The organism is Pseudomonas sp. NPDC098747 (genome assembly GCF_044760045.1).
Classification (GTDB): domain Bacteria; phylum Pseudomonadota; class Gammaproteobacteria; order Pseudomonadales; family Pseudomonadaceae; genus Aquipseudomonas.
In genome coordinates, this window is record NZ_JBIWAL010000036.1 from 25,803 (window position 1) to 43,421 (window position 17,619).

General features: G+C 61.1%; 18 protein-coding genes and 1 riboswitch. Of the genes, 4 read left to right on the forward strand and 14 right to left on the reverse strand.

The window, feature by feature from the left end:
• Position 1: 1 nt before the first annotated feature.
• From cobC to cobO, 9 genes are all read right to left on the reverse strand, one after another.
• Entirely contained in the window at positions 2-577 is a 576-nt protein-coding gene (cobC, locus tag ACIQVE_RS20145; protein ID WP_402811290.1) for an alpha-ribazole phosphatase family protein, read from the reverse strand.
• Positions 574-1,629 carry a nicotinate-nucleotide--dimethylbenzimidazole phosphoribosyltransferase gene (gene cobT / locus ACIQVE_RS20150; RefSeq protein WP_402811292.1) on the reverse strand — a complete coding sequence of 352 codons (1,056 nt, stop codon included), beginning with the start codon at positions 1,627-1,629 and terminating at the stop codon, positions 574-576. The genes cobC and cobT overlap by 4 nt, the downstream gene beginning before the upstream one ends.
• A complete protein-coding gene (gene cobU, locus ACIQVE_RS20155; protein WP_402811294.1) occupies positions 1,626-2,147 on the reverse strand; it encodes a bifunctional adenosylcobinamide kinase/adenosylcobinamide-phosphate guanylyltransferase in 522 nt (173 codons plus the stop codon). The genes cobT and cobU overlap by 4 nt, the downstream gene beginning before the upstream one ends.
• A 137-nt stretch (positions 2,148-2,284) precedes the next feature.
• Positions 2,285-3,736 (reverse strand): cobyric acid synthase, encoded by a 1,452-nt coding sequence (locus tag ACIQVE_RS20160; RefSeq protein WP_402811295.1) that lies wholly within the window; start codon positions 3,734-3,736, stop codon positions 2,285-2,287.
• Positions 3,733-4,725 (reverse strand): threonine-phosphate decarboxylase CobD, encoded by a 993-nt coding sequence (gene cobD / locus ACIQVE_RS20165; protein WP_402811297.1) that lies wholly within the window; start codon positions 4,723-4,725, stop codon positions 3,733-3,735. Before cobD ends, ACIQVE_RS20160 begins: the two co-directional genes overlap by 4 nt.
• Entirely contained in the window at positions 4,718-5,626 is a 909-nt protein-coding gene (cbiB, locus tag ACIQVE_RS20170; RefSeq protein ID WP_402811298.1) for an adenosylcobinamide-phosphate synthase CbiB, read from the reverse strand. Before cbiB ends, cobD begins: the two co-directional genes overlap by 8 nt.
• Positions 5,623-6,273, reverse strand: a complete 651-nt coding sequence (gene bluB, locus ACIQVE_RS20175; RefSeq protein WP_402811299.1) for a 5,6-dimethylbenzimidazole synthase — start codon at positions 6,271-6,273, stop codon at positions 5,623-5,625. Before bluB ends, cbiB begins: the two co-directional genes overlap by 4 nt.
• Before the next feature lie 47 nt (positions 6,274-6,320).
• Positions 6,321-7,670 carry a cobyrinate a,c-diamide synthase gene (locus tag ACIQVE_RS20180; RefSeq protein ID WP_402811301.1) on the reverse strand — a complete coding sequence of 450 codons (1,350 nt, stop codon included), beginning with the start codon at positions 7,668-7,670 and terminating at the stop codon, positions 6,321-6,323.
• A complete protein-coding gene (gene cobO, locus ACIQVE_RS20185; protein WP_402811303.1) occupies positions 7,667-8,278 on the reverse strand; it encodes a cob(I)yrinic acid a,c-diamide adenosyltransferase in 612 nt (203 codons plus the stop codon). Before cobO ends, ACIQVE_RS20180 begins: the two co-directional genes overlap by 4 nt.
• Before the next feature lie 80 nt (positions 8,279-8,358).
• Positions 8,359-8,586: riboswitch (cobalamin riboswitch) on the reverse strand.
• A 163-nt stretch (positions 8,587-8,749) separates the two neighbouring features.
• Between cobO and ACIQVE_RS20190 the strand changes: the two genes are divergently transcribed.
• Positions 8,750-9,334, forward strand: a complete 585-nt coding sequence (locus tag ACIQVE_RS20190; RefSeq protein WP_402811305.1) for a hypothetical protein — start codon at positions 8,750-8,752, stop codon at positions 9,332-9,334.
• A 66-nt stretch (positions 9,335-9,400) separates the two neighbouring features.
• Entirely contained in the window at positions 9,401-10,714 is a 1,314-nt protein-coding gene (locus tag ACIQVE_RS20195) for a PQQ-dependent sugar dehydrogenase (protein ID WP_402811306.1), read from the forward strand.
• A gap of 130 nt (positions 10,715-10,844) precedes the next feature.
• Here the strand turns inward: ACIQVE_RS20195 and ACIQVE_RS20200 are convergent, their stop codons facing one another.
• From ACIQVE_RS20200 to ACIQVE_RS20220, 5 genes are all read right to left on the reverse strand, one after another.
• Positions 10,845-11,381: a C40 family peptidase gene (locus tag ACIQVE_RS20200; protein ID WP_402811308.1), complete on the reverse strand. Its 537-nt coding sequence runs from the start codon at positions 11,379-11,381 to the stop codon at positions 10,845-10,847.
• A 221-nt stretch (positions 11,382-11,602) separates the two neighbouring features.
• Positions 11,603-12,220: a C40 family peptidase gene (locus ACIQVE_RS20205; protein WP_150601229.1), complete on the reverse strand. Its 618-nt coding sequence runs from the start codon at positions 12,218-12,220 to the stop codon at positions 11,603-11,605.
• Between the two features lie 226 nt (positions 12,221-12,446).
• A complete protein-coding gene (gene hda, locus ACIQVE_RS20210; RefSeq protein WP_402811310.1) occupies positions 12,447-13,151 on the reverse strand; it encodes a DnaA regulatory inactivator Hda in 705 nt (234 codons plus the stop codon).
• 216 nt (positions 13,152-13,367) lie between these two features.
• Entirely contained in the window at positions 13,368-14,441 is a 1,074-nt protein-coding gene (locus tag ACIQVE_RS20215; RefSeq protein WP_402811312.1) for an AI-2E family transporter, read from the reverse strand.
• A 34-nt stretch (positions 14,442-14,475) separates the two neighbouring features.
• Complete coding sequence (locus tag ACIQVE_RS20220; protein WP_402811314.1) at positions 14,476-15,534, reverse strand: DUF2066 domain-containing protein; 1,059 nt, start codon at positions 15,532-15,534, stop codon at positions 14,476-14,478.
• Positions 15,535-15,903: 369 nt separating this feature from the next.
• Between ACIQVE_RS20220 and purM the strand changes: the two genes are divergently transcribed.
• Together purM and purN are read left to right on the forward strand one after the other, a co-directional pair.
• Positions 15,904-16,962, forward strand: coding sequence for a phosphoribosylformylglycinamidine cyclo-ligase (gene purM / locus ACIQVE_RS20225; RefSeq protein WP_402811316.1), 1,059 nt, complete (start codon positions 15,904-15,906; stop codon positions 16,960-16,962).
• A complete protein-coding gene (purN, locus tag ACIQVE_RS20230) occupies positions 16,962-17,612 on the forward strand; it encodes a phosphoribosylglycinamide formyltransferase (RefSeq protein ID WP_402811318.1) in 651 nt (216 codons plus the stop codon). The genes purM and purN overlap by 1 nt, the downstream gene beginning before the upstream one ends.
• The last annotated feature ends 7 nt before the right edge of the window (positions 17,613-17,619 follow it).

Consider the following 17,619-nt stretch of genomic DNA (forward strand, 5'->3'; position numbering starts at 1 on the left):
GTCAGTGACCTTCCTTCAGCGAACCGTTGGTCTCGACCGTCAACGCGAACAACGCGCCGTGACCGACCTCGACATTGAGCAATTGCTCTCGCGGCAAACCCCGCGCCTGCGCCAGCAACAGTCGCATCACACCGCCATGACTGATCAGCAACACCCGCTCACCGGCGTATGCCGCTTGCAGCCGCGCGACCGCTGCCAAAACCCGCGCGGAAAAATCGCTGACCGCCTCGCCTTGCGGCGGCGTGAACGCGTACGGATCGGCCCAGAACAATCCCAACGCCTCGGCATCAGTTTCCATCAGCGCTGCTGCGCTCTGCCCTTCCCACGCGCCGAAATGCAGTTCTTGCAGATCCTTTTCCAGATGCACCGGTAGATTCAGTTGCTCAGCCAACTCAGCGGCAAACCGCGCACAGCGCTGCAACGGCGAACTGACCAAACGATCCCACGGCCCGCCTGCAATCACCGCTTCGCGCATCTGCGCCCAGCCCTTTTCGGTAAGCGCATCGTCGAGACTGCCGCGCAAACCACCGCCGAGTTCGGTTTCACCATGACGCAGCAGATCAAGTTGCAGGGTCATGCCGGACGATCCGCCACCGCCGCTTCCGCGAACGTCGCCATCTGCCCGTGTAGATCACACGCCAAGCGCAACAACGGCACGGCCAACGCGGCACCACTGCCCTCGCCCAGGCGCAGGCCCAGTTCGAGCAGCGGTTCGGCGCTCAGGGCCTCCAGCACATGGCGGTGGCCCGGCTCGGCACCGCGATGACCGAACAGCAGCCACTCGCGACAGGCCGGATTCAGGCGCACCGCCACCAGTGCTGCGACCGTGCAGATAAAACCGTCGACCAGCACTGCAACGCCTTCCTGCGCACAGGCCAGATACGCGCCGACCAGTGCGGCGATTTCGAAACCGCCCAGGTTGAACAGCGTCTGCAATGCATCACCGCGCTGTGCGGCGTGCAGCGCCAGAGCGCGCTCGATCACTTGCGCTTTATGGCTCACGCCTTCGGCATTCAGGCCAGTGCCGGGGCCGGTCAGATGGGCCACCGGACAATCGAGCAAGGCACAGGCCAGCGCGCTCGCCGCGGTGGTGTTGCCGATGCCCATTTCGCCGCCGATGAACAACTGAGCGCCAGCCGCTTTCGCCCGCAGCACGCTGTCGCGCCCTGCCTGCAACGCGAGTTCACCCTGAGCCTGAGTCATCGCTGCGCCCTGAACGAAATTCGCCGTGCCCGGACCGATGTGCAAATGGCGCACACCCGGCAGGTTCAGCGCCGGCGTCACCGTGCCCAGATCCACCACTTCCAGTTGCGCATTGAGTTGACGCGCGAGCACGCTGATCGCCGCGCCACCGCTGACGAAGTTGAGCAACATCTGCCCGGTGACTTCCTGCGGGAATGCCGACACACCTTCAGCGACGACACCATGGTCGCCAGCGAAAATCGCAATCCAGACCTGCGCAAGCGTCGGTTTGACCTGCCCTTGCAAACCAGCCAACTGCACCGCCACCGATTCAAGACGCCCCAGCGAACCGGCCGGTTTGGTCAGTTGCTGTTGCCGCGCTGCCGCTTGTTCAACGATATCGGCATGCACCGCTTTACACGGATTGAGCCACCAGGCTTGAGTCATAACGCAGGTCCTTTCAGAGTCAGGGGCAGGCCGGCGACGGTCAGGACAACACGCTGACAGCGCTCAGCCAGAGCTTGATGCAGCCAACCGGCTTCATCGACGTAGCGGCGAGTCAATTCGCCCAGCGGCACGACACCCATTCCGGTCTCGTTGCTGACAAAAATGATTTCGCCCGGCAGCGTGGCCAGGCAGTCCAACAGGGCTTCGCGTTCGGCGGCGAGACGTGCGGCGTCTTCGAGCATCAGCAGATTGGTCAGCCACAGCGTCAGGCAATCGACCAGCAGGCAGCGCTCGGCGCTGGCGTTTTCACGCAAAATGCGGGCGAGTTGCAGCGGCTCTTCGATGAGCGCCCATTCGGCGGGACGGCGCGCACGGTGATGGGCGACGCGCTCGCTCATTTCACCGTCCAGCGGCTGGCTGGTGGCGATGTAGGTCACGGCCAATGCACTGTCAGTGGCGAGTTTTTCGGCGAGGCGACTTTTGCCGGAGCGGGCGCCGCCGAGGATCAGTTGGAGCATGGGGACATCCTGAAAATTATCTGTTGAAGCAACCGACCCCATCGCTGGCAAGCCAGCTCCCACAGTGATCGCGGTAGCCGGATCACCTCAGCCCCCTGTGGGAGCTGGCTTGCCAGCGATGGGCCATGACATTCGCCCTAGATCCCACAGAGCTGACGCAACAACCCGGTATCCAGATGCTTCTCCACCAGATCTGCCAAACGCTCGATATCGCGCTCACGCAACCCGTGATAATCCACCGTCTGCACATCGCTCAGCCCGGCCCAGCGCAGCAACGCCGAACTGGCTGCCGGCGATTCGAACAAGCCATGCAGATAGGTGCCGAACACCTGACCATCAACGCTTTGCGCACCGTCACAACGACCGTCATCCAGCCACACCGCCGCGTTCTCCAGCGCCGGCCCGGTGGTGACGCCAGCATGAATTTCGTAGCCGCTGACTTCGGCATCTTCCAGCGCCAGACGACCGCGCACATTGCGCAATTGCTTGTCGGCTTCAAGCTGCGTTTCAAAGGCGAGCAAGCCCAAACCGGCGCTTGAACCGGGCGCGCCCTCAAGACCCAGCGGATCATGCACCTGTTCGCCGAGCATTTGCAGACCGCCACAAATCCCCAGCACTTTGCCGCCGTAACGCAAATGGCGACTGATCGCAGTGTCCCAACCGTTGACGCGCAAATACGCGAGATCACTGCGCACGCTCTTCGAGCCTGGAAGAATGATCAGATCGGCCGGCGGAATCGCCTGACCGGGGCCGACAAATTGCAGATCAACCTGTGGATGCAAACGCAGCGGATCGAAGTCAGTGTGGTTGCTGATGCGCGGCAGCACCGGCACCACGACTTTCAGCACGTGTTCGGCCTTGTCGGTCTGGCGCTGATCGATGCCGTCCTCGGCCTCAAGATGCAGATCCATCACGTACGGCAGCACGCCTACCACCGGTTTGCCGGTGCGTTGTTCCAGCCAGTCGAGGCCCGGCTGCAGCAACGCGATGTCGCCACGAAAACGGTTGATGATGAAGCCTTTGACCCGCGCCAGTTCGCTCGGCGACAACAGTTCCAGCGTGCCGACCAAATGGGCAAACACCCCGCCGCGATTGATGTCGGCGATCAGCAGCACCGGGCAATCCACCGCTTCGGCGAAACCCATGTTGGCGATGTCGCCGGCGCGCAGATTGATCTCTGCCGGCGAGCCTGCGCCTTCGACCATCACCAGCGGATACGCGGCGCTGAGGCGATCGTGGGAGGCCAGCACGGCTTTCATCGCGATGGCTTTGTAGTCGTGATAGGCGACCGCGTTCATGCTGGTGACGGCGCGGCCATGGATGATCACTTGCGCGCCGGTGTCGCTGTTCGGCTTGAGCAGCACCGGGTTCATGTCGGTGTGCGGCTCAAGATTCGCCGCCTGCGCCTGCACCGCTTGCGCGCGACCAATCTCGCCGCCATCAGCCGTCACGGCGCTGTTGAGCGCCATGTTCTGTGGTTTGAACGGCACCACCGCTACACCTTGACGGGTGGCCCAGCGGCACAGTGCCGTCACCAGTGTGCTTTTACCGGCATCGGAAGTAGTGCCTTGCACCATCAGAGTTGTCATTGGATTTCCTTGGCGAACGCTTGCAGCGCTTGTTCGAGGCGCGCCTCTTCTGCCGCATCGGCAGGCAGGCCGAAACGCATACTGCTGTTGTGCGTGAAGAGGCGCAGGAGGATGCCGCGTCGGGCCATGAATTCGTGCAGCACTTGAGCCTGATCGGTGATCAGCCATTGAAACAGCGCGCAGCCGCCCTGGGGTTTGAAGCCGTAGCGCGCCAGCAACGCTGCCAGCCGCGCACTGGCTTCATCGCTGCGAATGCGCTGGCGCGTATGGCCTTCAGTGTCTTGCAGACACGCTTGACCGAGCACCCGGGTCGGTCCGCTGACCGCCCACGGCCCGACCTGTTCTGCAAGCAGTTTGAGCAACTTGCGCTCAGCCAGCACAAAGCCCAGTCGCACCCCCGCCAGACCGAAAAACTTGCCGAACGAACGCAATACGATCAGCCCGACCAGATGCGTGTACGCGGCCAGACTCCGTTCTGGCGTGTTGTCCATGAACGCTTCATCGACCACCAGCCAGCCGCCGCGCTGCGCCAGTCGCGCATGCCAGTCGAGCAGGCGCGCCGGGGTCAGGCTCAGGCCGGTGGGATTGTTCGGATTGACCACGACAAGTACGTCGAGGCTGTCGATAAAGAACTCGACTTCCTGCTCCAGCACTTCGCGCACGATGTAACCGCTGCGGCGCCAGGCTTGGGCGTGCTCGGCATAACACGGCGACAACACGCCGACCTTGCCGGCCCGGCGCAAACGCGGCAGCAACTGAATGGCCATCTGCGAACCGGCCACCGGCAACACCTGCGGCGCACCGTAGTAATCACACGCGGCCTGCTCCAGACCATCGTCGGTTTCCGGCAAGCGCGCCCAAGCGCGCAGCGGGATTTCCGGGATCGGAAATGGCCATGGCGCCAGACCGCTGGAAAGATCCAGCCAATCCGCTTCGGCGATGCCGTAATCGAGTGCAGCCTTGCGCAGTCGGCCACCGTGCTCAAGCATAGAATTCAGCTCCCACGCAAAGAATCAGCAGCCATAACCATACCCCGCGCTGGACCAATTGCCAGCCACGGTCAATGGAGTCGGCGTCGGCAGGTAAGCCCTCGCCGAGTTGCGGACGCTCATGCAGTTCGCCGTGATAGATCGCCGGGCCACCCAGCTCCACGCCCAGCGCACCGGCGCCTGCCGCCATCACCGGGCCGGCGTTGGGGCTGTCCCATTTTGGCGCCTGGGTACGCCAGCACTTCAGGGCCAGTCGGGTTTTTCCGAGCACTGCGTAGGTCAACGCCACCAGGCGCGCGGGAATGTAGTTAAGGACGTCGTCGATTTTTGCCGCACACCAGCCAAATCGCTCGAAGCGTTCGTTGCGATAGCCCCACATCGCATCAAGCGTATTGCTCAAGCGATAGAGGACCACGCCCGGCGCGCCGGCCACGGCAAACCAGAACAACGCGGCAAACACCGCATCACTGCCGTTTTCCAGCACCGATTCGGTGGCAGCGCGGGCGACCGCCGTGCTGTCAAGTTCGCTGGTCTGGCGGCTGACCAGATAGCCGACACGTTTGCGCGCTTCTTCCAGATCATCGGCGCGCAACGCCTTGGCCACCGGTTCGACGTGTTCGCCGAGGCTGCGCATGCCGAGGGCGCAATACAGCGCGAGGATCTCGACGATCCAGCCAACATAAGGCGCCCAGGAAAACGCGGTGGCGAGCAACGTCAGCGGCAGCACTGCGATCACCCACGCAGTAACGCCATGACTGCGCCAGCCACGGCCACCGGCGTTGAAACGTTGCTCGATGCGCCCGGCAAAATTGCCGAACGCCACCAGCGGATGCCAGCGTTTCGGTTCACCCAGCAGCGCATCCAGCGCAACCGCGGCGACACTCAACAACGCCACACTCATTGACTCACTCCCCAATAATTTTCATACAGCAACTCATTGAGCGGACGCGCCTGCGCCCACCCTTCGAGTACCAGCATCGGCGCCGGATAGAATTCCTTGACCGGGCCCAGGCACAAAACGGCCAAAGGCTTGGCGCCCTCTGGCAACTTCAGTAGATCGGCCAGCGCCTGCGGCTCGAACAGCGAGACCCAGCCCATGCCCAGACCTTCGGCGCGGGACGCCAGCCACAGGTTCTGGATCGCGCAGGAGAGCGACGCCATGTCCATTTCCGGCAGCGTGCGGCGACCGAAGATGTGCTTTTCGCGATCGTCCGTCAGCGCGGCGACCAGTACTTCAGCGCAATCATTGATGCCTTCGACCTTGAGTGTCATGAACTCATCGCTGCGCTCGCCGAGGGCTTCGGCGGTGCGGATGCGTTCTTCTTCCACCAGGTTCCGGATCTGCCCGCGCAGGGCTCGGTCGCTGATGCGAATGAAGCGCCACGGCTGCATCAGGCCAACGCTCGGGGCCTGATGTGCGGCTTCGAGCAGGCGACGCAGTAGTTCGGGCGCGACGGTGCCACCAGTGAAGTGGCGCATGTCGCGGCGTTCGGCGATGGCTTTGTAGACCGCTGCGCGTTCGGCTTCAGTGAATGCGTTGTCTGTCATGGCCTCTTCGCGAGCAAGCTCGCTCCCACAATGGTCGGGGTACTTGCTCAAGAAACGCGATCCCCTGTGGGAGCGAGCTTGCTCGCGAAGGCGGCCTCCCGGTCAGGCAGGAATAATGCAGCGATAGCCACAGGATTCGACGGAAAATAAAAGTGCACATAAGAAGCCGTCATCCGCCCTTCCCGATAAACCGCCTCCGCCCCACGCCCGCCATTCGGGCTCAACCCGCGAGCAATCGGCGTCAGTTCAGTGTTGGTCAACGAATGGTGATAAGTGTGCCCCCGCAGCGAGCCCTCCGGCAGATCAACCGCTTGCAGCGCCAACGCCGCCAGACGCTTCTGCATCACCGCATCGCCGCTCAGCAAACCGACCAGTTCGGCGCGAGTGCCTTCGACATCGGTCAACGAATCGAGCAGATAAAGCATACCGCCACACTCGGCCAGCAATGGTTTGCCGGCAGCATGATGCGCGCGGATTGCGTCGAGCATCGCGGTGTTCTGCGACAACGCCACGTGGTGCAATTCCGGGTAGCCGCCCGGCAGATACAGACTGTCCGCTTCGGGCAACTGCGTGTCACGGATCGGCGAGAAGAAACTCAACTCGGCACCCATCGCCCGCAGCAGATCGAGACTGGCGCCATAGGTGAAGGCAAACGCTTCATCACGGGCGATAGCGATTCGCACGCCTTTTAATAGCGGTTCTGCGGCGATCACTTCTGGCGCCGCGAACTCCACAGAAGGTGGCAGCGCTACCTCGCAACTGCTGGCAAGCGCAGCGGCGGCGGCGTCGAGGCGAATATCCAGGTCATTCAGTTCGCTGGCCTGCACGAGGCCGAGATGACGGCTCGGCAACTCGATCCCGATCTCACGGGACAACGCGCCGTACCAACGCAAACCTTCGGTCAGGCTGCCTTCAAGCAGTTGCGCGTGACGCAAGGTCCCGACGCGATTGGCCAGCACACCCGCAAACGGCAAGTCCGGCTGATAGCGCGCCAGCCCCAACGCCAACGCACCAAAGGTCTGCGCCATCGCGGTGCCGTCGATCACGCCGAGCACCGGTACGCCGAAATGTCGCGCCAGGTCGGCGCTCGACGGCGTCCCGTCAAACAGCCCCATCACGCCTTCGATCAGAATCAGATCGGCTTCGGCGGCGGCTTCCCACAACAGGCGACGACTTTCCTGCTCGCCGACCATCCACATATCGAGTTGATAAACCGGCGCACCGCTGGCGCGCTCGAGGATCATCGGATCGAGAAAATCCGGGCCGCACTTGAACACGCGCACCTTGCGCCCTTGATTGCGATGCAAACGGGCGAGCGCGGCAGTGACGGTGGTCTTGCCCTGACCGGAGGCCGGCGCGGCAATCAATACCGCCGGGCAGTGACGTGGCTGATTCAAAGTTCAACGCCTTTCTGCGCTTTGATGCCGGCCTGAAAGGCGTGTTTGAGCACGCCCATTTCGGTGACCGTGTCGCCCATCTCGATCATTTCCGGCTTGGCCGCGCGACCGGTGACGATCACGTGCTGCATCGGCGGACGCGCCTGCAAGTCGCTGAGCACCTGATCAAGGTCGAGGTAGCCATGCTTGAGGGCGATGTTCAGTTCATCGAGCACCACCAGACCGATCGACGGATCGCGCAGCAACTCGCGGGACACTGCCCACGCGGCTTCGGCTGCGGCGATGTCGCGTTGGCGATCCTGAGTTTCCCAAGTGAAACCCTCGCCCATCACATGAAAGCGCACCTGCTCGGGGAAGCGGCGGAAGAACAACTCCTCACCGGTGCTGTTGCGTCCCTTGATGAACTGCACCACACCGCACTGCATGCCGTGACCCATTGCGCGGGCGAGCATGCCGAACGCCGAGCTGCTTTTGCCTTTGCCGTTGCCGGTCAGCACCAGCACCAGGCCGCACTCGTCGGGCGAGTTGGCGATGCGTTCATCAATCACGGCTTTTTTGCGCTGCATACGCGCCAGATGGCGCTCGTCACGCTCGGGGGAATCAGTCATGGGGGAGCTCTCCGTTGAGGCTGGATAACGGCGGGCAGGCACAAGAATAGACGGCAAAAAGCCTGGCATCGCCCACCGTGATGCCGTTGGATGAATCAGGCCGGTCTCCGGGCTCATGAGCGGCGTTTCGCCTGACTGCGCGCCTTCCCGCTGTTGAGCAGTGGCACAAGACGCAGTTTTTACTCATTTACCGTTGCGGGGGCAGCGCCGGGATCGTGGTTGTTCTTCGCTTGAAGACAACCCTCACCGGCTTCCCTGTTTCACTCTGTCGACGCAGGTCACAGAGCACCTGAAACAAGCCGCGAAGGTTAGAGGGTTGGGGGTGGAGCGTCAATTAAAGAGGGGGTCATCGAGCGAATAACTGCCGCCGATCAATTAACCGACGCCAATCTTGTGCCACGCTGAAACAAGTGATATCAAAGAGCCATGCTTTTACCGAAAAAGCACATCACAACAATAAGGATGATTACGATGCAAGGCATGATCATCAGCAATCCGCGCCTGGAATTCCTGCGCCCGGTGCTTGAACGCTGGTTTGACTGTATCGACCGTTACAACGCCGTGCGCGGCGACAGTGACACGCCCTACTGGCATGACGAGAAAGCCAATCTCGGATTGCTTTCTGCCGCCGCCTGGATGGCGGAGTTTGTGACACTGCACGACACCGGCACCCGCAAGCAGAACGAGGAAGGCGAGCGCAATGCCCGCGCCGACCTGTTCCTGGCTGGCACCGAAGATCGCGCGTTTATCCAGGCCACGCAACGCTGGCCACGCGTCAACAATCTAAACCTGACCCAAGCCCTGCTGGACATCACCAACGACGCCAAACGCATCAGCTACGCCAGCGACCTCAAGCTCGGCTGCCTGTTTGTCGCCCCGCAAAAAGCCCAACACAGCGCCAGCCCGGAAGAATTGCAGGACATGGTCGACGATCTGCAAAAGGAACACACCTGCGCCGTCGCCTGGTATTTCCCCTACGCCTATCGCAAGTTGCGCAGCGAGGCTGGCAATTACCACCCGGGCATTGCCGTGTTGTTCAAAGAGGCTCGTGGCTGAGCATTTGAACCATCGGGCTTGCGCGCGCCTCTATGACTAGGAATGCATTCATAGGGAAGATCAGCAATGCGCAAGCCCCAGCTCGTTTTCGTCATCGCCCTCGCCGGAGGGCTCGCCGCCTGTGGTGAATCGTCCAGCCTGCAGGTCACCGACGGCACCGGCCCGTCACCGAAACTGCCCGAACCAAACAAAACCCTGATCCCGACGGTGAATATCGCCCCGGCGGTCGGCTGGCCCGAGGGCGGTAAACCTACCGCTGCGGCAGGTACACAAGTCGCGGCGTTTGCCGAAGGCCTCGATCATCCGCGCTGGCTCTACGTACTGCCCAATGGCGATGTGCTGGTAGCGGAAACCAATGCACCGCCCAAACCTGATGACGGCACAGGCATCAAGGGCTGGGTGATGAAGACCGTCATGGGCAAGGCTGGCGCCGGTGTGCCGAGCCCCAATCGCATTACGCTGCTGCGCGATGCCGACCACGATGGTGTGGCGGAGACGCGCACGGTATTCCTGCAAAACCTCAATTCGCCGTTCGGCATGACACTGGTCGGCAACGACCTGTACGTCGCCGACACCGATCGCCTGCTGCGCTTCAACTACGAACCCGGCGCGACCGAGATCAAGACGCAGCCGATCAAGGTTGTCGATCTGCCTGGCGGCACGCTGAACCATCACTGGACCAAGAACGTCATCGCCAGCAAAGACGGCAGCAAGCTGTACGTCACGGTCGGCTCGAACAGTAACGTCGGCGAAAATGGTCTGGATAAAGAGGAAGGTCGTGCAGCGATCTGGGAAGTGGACCGGGCAACCGGTAATCACCGGATCTTCGCTTCGGGCATCCGCAACCCCAACGGTCTGGCCTGGGAGCCAACCAGTGGTGCGTTGTGGACAGCGGTGAACGAGCGCGACGAGATCGGCAGCGATCTGGTGCCGGACTACATCACCTCGGTCAAGGACGGTGGCTTTTACGGCTGGCCGTTCAGCTATTACGGCCAGCACGTCGATGTGCGCGTCGAACCGCAGAACCCTGATTTGGTCGCTAAAGCCATTTCGCCGGACTATGCCGTTGGCCCGCACACCGCTTCGCTGGGTCTGACGTTCGCCGAGGGCAACAAGCTGCCAGCGCAATTCAAGGAAGGTGCATTCATTGGCCAGCACGGCTCCTGGAACCGCAAGCCGCACAGTGGCTATAAAGTGATTTTCGTACCGTTCGCGGCAGGCAAACCGACGGGCCAACCGGTGGATGTGCTGACTGGCTTCCTCGACAAGGACGAGAATGCACTGGGCCGCCCGGTGGGCGTGGTGATCGACCAGCAAGGTGGCTTGCTGGTGGCCGATGATGTGGGGAACAAGGTGTGGCGGGTGTCTTCCACTAAATAACCTGTCCTGACCACAAAACAAATGTGGGAGCGAGCCTGCTCGCGAATGCGGTGGATCAGTCGACATTCAAGTTGACTGACCCTCCCTCTTCGCGAGCAAGCTCGCTCCCACAATGTTGTTGAAACTCCGACTACGGGTTACGCGCCAAATGCTCTGGCTGCAATACCCGCTTCGCACTCAGATAAGCCTTCTGCCAATACGCCTTCGACAGGCTATCGAGCTTCACCGTGCCGCCTGTTGCCGGGGCATGCACGAAGCGCCCTTCCCCGACGTAAATCCCCGCATGGCTGACCTGCGAACCGCCATTGGTGGCGAAGAAGATCAGATCGCCTGTCTGTAAACCTTCCTTACCCACATTCGGTGCCTGCATCACGATCAGGTCGCGCGTGGTTCTTGGCAGCGAAATACCCGCCGCATCGCGGTAAACAAAGCCGATCAAACCACTGCAATCAAATCCCGAATCAGGCGTATTGCCGCCCCAGCGATAAGGCGTGCCCACGAGACCGAGCGCGCGAAACAGCACGTCTTCAGCAACGGGGGAAAATGATTGCGAGGTACCGAATACGAGCGGCGCGCGCACAACGGGCGCTGGCGGCGGCGTACGACTGACGCAGGCGCTGAGCAGCGCTGCGAAAAAGATCAATGCGAGGCGGGCCGACATGGTCATAAGCAGAACATCCTGATCTGGCTGCGGCTTTCTCTGCCGGATGGACAGAAAACAAAACCGCCTGTGTGAGCACACAGGCGGTTTGCCATCAATATAGATTCAGGATTCTAGCGGCTACGCGGCAAACTTCAAGTAAGACTTTAACTTCACCCTGTAAAGTCTAGGTCTACTCCGTTGCCGGGAGCCTGATTGTCGCTGCGAACGCAGCGACATCGGGGGAATTACTTGCGAGCGGTGACGACAGTCGGAGCGTTCGCCAAAGCACGCTTGGCTTCGATGAAGGTCTTGCTCCAGTAGCTGTCACCCAGGCTGTCGATGCGAACACCGCCACTGCGACGACTGCTGGAATGAATGAACTGGTTGTCACCCAGGTAGATCCCGGCGTGACTGACACGGCCGCGACGACCATTGGTGGCGAAGAACAGCAGATCGCCCGGCTCAAGGTTTTTGCGCGAAACCAGCGGCGCATCCACGTTGATCATTTCGCGGGTGGAGCGTGGCAAGTTCATGCCGGCTTCTTCGCGGAACAGGTAGCCGATGAAACCGCTGCAATCGAAACCGGCTTCAGAGGTACCGCCGAAACGGTAACGGGTACCGATCAGGGACATGCCGCGCTCGAGAATGCTGTCGGCCAGAACTGGCAACTGGTAAGGCTTGTTGCCGTTGAAATCCGACAGTTCTTTTTCGGTGTCCAGCTCTTCCTGGTAAATAACGGAGGACTGGGCGGTAGCAGAATTTTTAACCTGTTGTGGCTGCTCTTGAACTGGAGAATGAGCAGCGCAACCGTACAACAGGGTGACGAGTGCGAGAGGCACGAGGGGTGCGAAGCGCTTTAGCATGGGCACGACCGTGGCTGATAGTTGTAAAGAAGCCGAGACTATGCCCGCTATCATCCTCATTTGCAAATTCAATCGATCTTTTTGTGACTTCCCGGTTTCTCGTTTACATCTAAGCGCTTAAGCCCATTTGAACCGATACGCGGTCTGCACACCGTGCAGAAAAGCGGATTTTCTGGCGCCTGAAATATGCCGAAACCCGCTGAAAGCCACAGACTACAAGGGCCGGCTACCAGCCCAGGGTTTCTTTCAGGAAGGGAATGGTCAGCTTGCGCTGTGCCTGCAAAGAGGCCTGATCGAGCTGTTCCAGCAGTTCAAAAAGCGCGCTCATGCTGCGGGTGCCACGGGTCAAAATAAAATGCCCGACTTCATCGGTCAGATGCAGACCACGACGCGACGCGCGCAATTGCAGGGCACGCAATTTGTCTTCATCGGAGAGTGGGCGCATCTGGAAAATCAGCGCCAGCGTCAGGCGTGATTTCAAGTCAGCCAGTTTGACCGGCAGCTCGCGTGGCGAGGTGGACGCGGCGATCAGCAGGCGCCGACCGCTGTCACGCAGACGATTGAACAGATGAAACATCGCCTCTTCCCAATCAGCCTTGCCGGCAATCACCTGCAAGTCATCCAGGCAAACCAGCTCGTACTGCTCGAGGTTGTCGAGAATTCCAGTGCCGCGATCCATTAACTCGGCCAGCGGCAGATACACCGCAGGCTCACCCATCTGCTCGAACCGCAGGCAAGCAGCCTGCAACAGATGCGTACGCCCTACGCCGTGTTTGCCCCACAGGTAGATCAGGCTTTCCGTCCAGCCGGCGTCGGCTTCGCAAAGGCGCTCGACATAGCCGAGTGCAGCGGCATTGGCGCCTGGGTAGTAGTTGATGAAGGTGGCGTCGTCACGCAGACGCACACCTAGGGGCAGCTGAATCGGTTTCATGCTGACTGAACAGTTCTCAAGGAACCGTTAGTGGCCTCTGTGTAAAGTTGGCGAAGTTTATACCCGTGACGCTGAGCGCACAATGCGACAGAGTCCAAGCAAAATCAAAGGTTTGCGTTAACGCACTGGTTTTATGACAGTTTCTCTGACGCTGTCGAGCCGATATCACCGCAAGACACGGGCCAACCCGGCTGTCCGCCGGGCTGCCCACCGCCACTACAGCTCAGGTTCGTCCGCACCACTATAAATGTCGGAATCCTTGTACAAGTCGTGCACATGACGCACCAACACCATGATCACCGCCGCCACCGGCAGCGCCAGCAACACACCAGTGAAGCCAAACAGCTCGCCGCCGGCCAGGATCGCGAAGATCACCGCCACCGGATGCAGGCCGATCCGGTCACCTACCAGCAATGGGGTCAACACCATGCCTTCCAGGGCCTGACCGACCATGAACACTGCGACGATCCCGATCATCGGATACAGATCGCCACCAAACTGGAACAACCCGGCGACCAACGCCGCGCCGATGCCAATCACAAAGCCCATATACGGCACGATTGCCGCCAGACCTGCGATCAGACCTATCAACAGCCCCAGCTCCAGACCGACGATCATCAGCCCCGCCGCGTAAATCACACCCAGCGCCACCATCACCAGCAACTGACCGCGCACGAATGCACCGAGCACTTCATGACATTCACCGGCCAGCGAAACGATGGTGGGCTCGCGATCACGCGGCAACAAGCTGCGGATCTTGGCCATCATCACGTCCCAGTCGCGCAGTAAGTAGAAACTCACCACCGGGATCAGCACCAGATTGGCCAGCCAGCCGATCAGCGCCAGACTCGAAGCCGTCGCCTGACTCAGGACCACGCCGACAATGTCGGTGGTCTGGCCCATGTGTTCACTGATCGCCGCTTTGACCTTGTCGAATTTCCAGAAACCGTCCGACAGACCCAGCTTCGACTGCACCCAAGGCACCGCCGAGTGCTGCAACCAGTCAAGCATCTGCGGCGCCAGTTCGTACAGGCGCAGCAACTGTTTGGCGAGCATCGGCACCAACACCAGCATCAGCGCGGTGACGATCAGCGTGAACAACGCGAACACCGCGATAACGCCCCAGGTTCTCGACAGACCGAGCCGTTCCAGACGATCCACCAGCGGATCGAACAGATACGCCAGCAACAACGCCACCAGAAACGGCGTGAGGATCGGGTGCAGCAACCACACAAACGCGCAAAGCAGGACTACCCCACCAAGCCAGAACCAACGCCGCGTATCGGCCATGTACCACTCCTACTGCTTCTATATAAGGAAAGACTTACCAGCGAAACCGCAAGGACGGCGCCACAGGTGTCGGGGCCGGAGCCGCGACCGGTGCCGAACCTGCCACCACCGGCTGTGACGCTGCCACCGGAGCCGGCGCGTCGGCGGGCAGCTCCTGCAACTTGGCCAGCGATAACTGCGCACGCATCTGATCGGCACTGCCGTTGACCCGATAGAGGATGCGATCGCCATCAACACTTTGCAGACGCACGCCAAACGGTTCGAGTAACCGCAACAGCGCGGCGTAACGCTCCAGATTCATGCCCTGCACCTCCAGGGTCTGCTGGCCGGAGGCCCCAGGTTTAGCCGCAAATCGTGGTGCCAGACGCTGGGCGACTGCGAGCATCACTGCATCCGCGACGGCTGCCTGATCTGCGCCCTGCACGCTGCCCGCCTCTTTTTTATCACCTAGCCACAAATGCCATTTGGCCTGCCACTGCCCACCCTCCTCACGCGCATGCACCGCCAGCAAGGCGTCAGCGTTGTAGCGCTCCGAAGCACCGCGCAAAGGCGCGGCATCCGTGCCTTCGAGTGCAGGCGCCGTGGCAACCAGTTGTTCACTCAGATCGGCCAATGGCAAACGCAACGGCAAACCACGATGCTGAGCGGCTGTACGCAACGGCGCGGCAGCGGCCTGACCATCACCGACCAGACTCGACCCTTCAGCCGAATCGTTCAGCCACCAACTCAGTATCGACGGCCGACTGGCACCCCAAACTGACAGCCCGGCGCGGCGCAATGCTTGCTCGGTAGCACTCGGGTCGAAATCGACTTTCAGCACCTCCGGCGGCCCGGCATCAAAACCGAACTGACTGATGATCTGCTGCGGCTCCTTGCGAATCGCCGCGAGCCCCGGATTTTGCGCAGCTTTCGGGTCGCCGGTCAGGCGCAACACCAACGTATCCAGCGCGGCCTGAGTGGCGCGATCGCGCTCCTCCGGAGCTTGGCCCTGGACCGGCTCACGCACTTGATAAAGGCCTTTGAGGTTTTCGGCATGACTCGCCAGGCTGACCACAGACAAACAGCCCACAAACAACAATTTACAAAAACGCATGGATAATTCCCGTCGACAGGAGCGGCTGGAACAGACCGCGTGAACCGATTGAGCAAGGCTGTGACCCTCGGCCCTCGCAAAACATTCACACGGCGGCGGTAAGTTTTTGCACAGTGATAACGATAGACGGTTAATTGCCACACCTTATACAGGCAGCCATACGCCTCAATTGCAAAAAATTTCAGGTGATATGGCCCTGCCCGTCGGTACGAGGATGGCCGCTGCCCCTCAAGCCTGATAAAATCGCGCGCCTTCGCAGACCGGCAACAGCCGGGCACCTCGAAACTCGCGTGAGGCTATCGCCCCATCGACTTCGGCGCCCCGCTGAACTCGGTCGTTACCCCTGAATCCCCCCTAAAGGCCTGGATCATGAGCAAGCAACCCTCCCTGAGCTACAAGGACGCCGGTGTAGACATCGACGCCGGTGAAGCATTGGTCGAACGCATCAAGAGCGTCGCCAAGCGCACTGCGCGTCCGGAAGTCATGGGCGGCCTGGGCGGTTTCGGCGCCCTCTGCGAAATCCCGGCCGGCTACAAGCAGCCAGTACTGGTTTCCGGCACCGACGGCGTCGGCACCAAGCTGCGCCTGGCCCTAAACCTGAACAAGCACGACACCATCGGTATCGACCTGGTCGCCATGTGCGTCAACGACCTGGTGGTGTGCGGCGCCGAGCCGCTGTTCTTCCTCGACTACTACGCCACCGGCAAACTCAATGTCGAGACCGCTGCCCAGGTTGTGACCGGCATCGGCGCCGGCTGCGAACTGTCCGGTTGCTCGCTGGTTGGCGGCGAAACCGCTGAAATGCCTGGCATGTACGAAGGCGAAGACTACGACCTGGCCGGCTTCTGCGTCGGCGTCGTGGAAAAAGCCGAAATCATCGACGGCTCGAAAGTCGCCACCGGTGACGCGCTGATCGCCCTGCCATCGTCCGGCCCGCACTCCAACGGCTACTCGCTGATCCGCAAGATCATCGAAGTGTCCGGTTCCGACATCGAAAACATCCAGCTCGACGGCAAACCGCTGACCGACCTGCTGATGGCCCCGACCCGTATCTATGTGAAGCCGCTGCTCAAGCTGATCAAAGACACCGGCGCGGTCAAAGCCATGGCCCACATCACCGGTGGCGGTCTGCTCGACAACATCCCGCGCGTTCTGCCAAAAGGCGCTCAGGCCGTGGTTGACGTCGCCAGCTGGAATCGCCCGGCCGTCTTCGACTGGCTGCAAGAGAAAGGCAACGTTGACGAGACCGAGATGCACCGCGTGCTGAACTGCGGCGTCGGCATGGTCATCTGCGTGGCTCAGGAGCACGTTGAAGTGACTCTGAACACCCTGCGTGACGCTGGTGAACAGCCTTGGGTCATCGGTCAGATCGCAGTCGCTGCCGAAGGCGCTGCTCAGGTCGAACTGAAGAACCTTAAGGCTCATTAATGTCCGCAACCTGTGATGTCGTGGTGCTGTTGTCCGGCACCGGCAGTAATTTGCAGGCTCTGATCGACAGCACGCGGACCGGCGAAAGCCCGGTCCGCATCGCTGCGGTGATTTCCAACCGCGCCGACGCCTACGGTCTGCAACGCGCCAATGACGCGGGTATCGCCACCCGCTCGCTGGATCACAAGGCCTTCGAAGGTCGCGAGGCCTTCGATGCTGCCTTGATCGAACTGATCGACGAATTCAATCCCAAACTCGTGGTGCTGGCCGGGTTCATGCGCATTCTCAGCGCTGATTTCGTTCGCCACTATCAGGGTCGCCTGCTCAACATCCATCCTTCGCTGCTGCCCAAATACAAAGGGTTACACACCCATCAGCGCGCGCTGGAGGCCGGCGACACCGAGCACGGCTGCTCCGTCCACTTCGTCACCGAGGAACTCGATGGCGGGCCGCTGGTCGTACAGGCAGTAATACCGGTAGAGTTGCACGACACGCCGCAGAGTCTGGCGCAGCGAGTGCATGTTCAGGAACACCTGATTTATCCGATGGCGGTACGCTGGTTTGCCGAAGGGCGACTGGCACTCGGTGAGCAAGGTACTTTACTGGACGGCCAGTTACTCGCGGCCAGCGGCCACTTGATTCGACACTAGGAGATAT

Excerpts from the sequence above, each read along its gene's own strand:
- cobC (WP_402811290.1), bottom strand. The coding sequence starts at position 577 with ATGACCCTGCAACTTGATCTGCTGCGTCATGGTGAAACCGAACTCGGC.
- cobT (WP_402811292.1), bottom strand. The coding sequence starts at position 1,629 with ATGACTCAAGCCTGGTGGCTCAATCCGTGTAAAGCGGTGCATGCCGAT.
- cobU (WP_402811294.1), bottom strand. The coding sequence starts at position 2,147 with ATGCTCCAACTGATCCTCGGCGGCGCCCGCTCCGGCAAAAGTCGCCTC.
- ACIQVE_RS20160 (WP_402811295.1), bottom strand. The coding sequence starts at position 3,736 with ATGACAACTCTGATGGTGCAAGGCACTACTTCCGATGCCGGTAAAAGC.
- cobD (WP_402811297.1), bottom strand. The coding sequence starts at position 4,725 with ATGCTTGAGCACGGTGGCCGACTGCGCAAGGCTGCACTCGATTACGGC.
- cbiB (WP_402811298.1), bottom strand. The coding sequence starts at position 5,626 with ATGAGTGTGGCGTTGTTGAGTGTCGCCGCGGTTGCGCTGGATGCGCTG.
- bluB (WP_402811299.1), bottom strand. The coding sequence starts at position 6,273 with ATGACAGACAACGCATTCACTGAAGCCGAACGCGCAGCGGTCTACAAA.
- cobO (WP_402811303.1), bottom strand. The coding sequence starts at position 8,278 with ATGACTGATTCCCCCGAGCGTGACGAGCGCCATCTGGCGCGTATGCAG.
- ACIQVE_RS20190 (WP_402811305.1), top strand. The coding sequence starts at position 8,750 with ATGCAAGGCATGATCATCAGCAATCCGCGCCTGGAATTCCTGCGCCCG.
- ACIQVE_RS20195 (WP_402811306.1), top strand. The coding sequence starts at position 9,401 with ATGCGCAAGCCCCAGCTCGTTTTCGTCATCGCCCTCGCCGGAGGGCTC.
- ACIQVE_RS20200 (WP_402811308.1), bottom strand. The coding sequence starts at position 11,381 with ATGACCATGTCGGCCCGCCTCGCATTGATCTTTTTCGCAGCGCTGCTC.
- ACIQVE_RS20205 (WP_150601229.1), bottom strand. The coding sequence starts at position 12,220 with ATGCTAAAGCGCTTCGCACCCCTCGTGCCTCTCGCACTCGTCACCCTG.
- hda (WP_402811310.1), bottom strand. The coding sequence starts at position 13,151 with ATGAAACCGATTCAGCTGCCCCTAGGTGTGCGTCTGCGTGACGACGCC.
- ACIQVE_RS20215 (WP_402811312.1), bottom strand. The coding sequence starts at position 14,441 with ATGGCCGATACGCGGCGTTGGTTCTGGCTTGGTGGGGTAGTCCTGCTT.
- ACIQVE_RS20220 (WP_402811314.1), bottom strand. The coding sequence starts at position 15,534 with ATGCGTTTTTGTAAATTGTTGTTTGTGGGCTGTTTGTCTGTGGTCAGC.
- purM (WP_402811316.1), top strand. The coding sequence starts at position 15,904 with ATGAGCAAGCAACCCTCCCTGAGCTACAAGGACGCCGGTGTAGACATC.
- purN (WP_402811318.1), top strand. The coding sequence starts at position 16,962 with ATGTCCGCAACCTGTGATGTCGTGGTGCTGTTGTCCGGCACCGGCAGT.